The 2,054-nt window shown below is 58.7% G+C and carries 2 protein-coding genes; both read left to right on the top strand.

All coding sequences use genetic code 11. The features are described 5' to 3' along the window. The first annotated feature begins 40 nt into the window (after nt 1–40). Entirely contained in the window at nt 41–499 is a 459-nt protein-coding gene (locus AC1DX0_RS35100) for a hypothetical protein (protein WP_477221422.1), read from the top strand. A 263-nt stretch (nt 500–762) separates the two neighbouring features. After that, on the top strand, nt 763–2,049 hold the full coding sequence (locus AC1DX0_RS35095) for a sensor histidine kinase (protein ID WP_477359008.1): 1,287 nt from the start codon (nt 763–765) through the stop codon (nt 2,047–2,049). Nucleotides 2,050–2,054: the final 5 nt, after the last annotated feature.

Here is a 2,054-nt window from a genome sequence, read left to right as displayed (position 1 = left end):
GCTTACGCGTGCGGCATGGGAATAGCTTGCAGGAGGGGCAATGCGCAGCTTTTTCGGGGTTCTCTTGGCATCTGGTGTGTTCTGCGCCCCAGCTTTTGGCGATGACATCGGCGGGCCTATGAAACAATTTGGCCTCATGGGAGTGTGGTCGCCGGATTGCGGCAAGGACATTTCTCAGTCGGCGATGGATAGAGTTACGTTTGCGGCACCGTCCGGCGGAGAGGCGACGGCGACCATCCTGGACAAGCATGGCGGCGTGTTGGTTACCACTGTCGATCAAGTCACTGAATCGGCACTCGTTGCCCGTGATGAAATCGGGATAGGCCTCCATCCCGTAACGGTCACCCGATCAGATGGCAAAGCAGCGTCCCAACACGACTACGACAACATGCATCTTGTCTTTCAGAAGGTTGGGGCGAGGATCGAGGTGGTTCGGGTTCGGTTCGAAGGCCTGCCGGAAATCCAGCGATCCGCTTTTTTTGAGAGATGCCCGAAGTAGGACATTAGGCGGTTAGCGGCGCCGCCCTGTAGTTCTCCACCAGTTCGCGGTGCGGAAAGATGTTGGCGGGTGCCGGCTGATCGACGTCGGGTGTCGGCGCAAAGTCAACGCAAAGTAGCAAGTTTTGCGTGTGCGGCTTATTAGCTCTCACTACATGATGGCGCGGTCACTCAAAATCGGGCAGGTATGCCCGAATGCCAGTTTCCAGCCGCAAAATTGTCCGACTCACATCCGCGTCCCTGCTCATCGGGTTCGTAGCCCTTATGGCCATCGTCGCCACCAACTTCTGGCTGGGGCAGAGAGCTCAGTCCTATTTCGACAATGCGATTGAGGYGCGCGACACGCGTATCGCGGCCGTCGAGTTGAGAAATGCAATGCAGACGGCCGAGGCGAGTGAGCGCGGCTTCGTCATCACCGGGAACGAGATTTACCTGGGGCCTTACCAGACCGCCAAGGCCCAGGCGCAGCGTCATCTGCAGGCGCTGCAGACCCTGCTGACATCCTATGCCAATTCGGAATCCACGCTGCAACGGCTGTCTGCGATCATAACCACCAAGTTTGATGAGCTCGATCAAACGATAGCTCTAAAGCGAGATCAGCGCGATGCCGAGATACTGGCGATATTCCGCACCAACAGAGGCAAGGCTCTGACCGACGAAGCCAACGTGTTCTTTTCGGGGATCATTGGACGAGCGGATGACCGGCTGACGTCAGGCGTCGCCGAACAGCGTGCCAACAGCGGATGGCTGCGACTTGTTTCGGCAATCGGCGGGTTTGTCATCGTCGCCGTGGTTGGCGGAGCAGCCTATGGTGCCGCGCGATACACCAGGGAACTTCGCGATACGCGCGACGAGGTCAACGCGCTCAACAGCGAGTTGGAGCAACGGGTCGCCACCCGCACCGAGGACCTGGCCAAGGCGCGCGATCGGGCCGAAGTGCTTTTGTCAGAGGTCAATCACCGCGTCGCCAACAGCCTGGCTCTGGTCTCGTCGCTGGTGAACCTGCAATCGAAGGCTGTCGGAGATCGCGCTTCCAAGGACGCACTGGCCGAAACCCAGGATCGCATCTTTGCGATTTCGCTCGTGCACAGGCGGCTCTATGGCTCATCCGACGTCCGTTCGGTTGAGTTGGACGAATATCTGAGCGGATTGCTCGATCACCTGCGAACGTCGATGCGCAGCCAGGTTCAAGGTGTAAGCCTGTCTTACCACGTCGACCCCATCAAGCTCGAAACTGACACCAGCATCAACCTTGGCGTGGTGATCACCGAACTGGTCACCAATGCCTTCAAATACGCCTATCCGGATGGTGTCGGAGAAGTCCGCGTCCGGCTCAGCAAGCTGCCGGGCGAGCAAGCCGAACTGGTGGTCGAAGATGATGGGGTTGGAAAGGCTGAAGGTACGCCGGCCAAAGGGACCGGCGTTGGCAGCAGAATCATCCACGCCATGTGCATCAGCCTGGGCGCCAAGATCGAGTATCGAACGCTTCAGCCAGGAACCGCCGCTCATTTGGTGTTTTCGACGAAACCACGGCGCTCTACCGCCGCATAGTAGAC

It is taken from the genome of Mesorhizobium sp. P3_A9, from assembly GCF_056402975.1.
The sequence above is the reverse complement of the archived record's forward strand: the minus strand, read 5'-3'. Positions and strand labels throughout refer to the sequence as shown.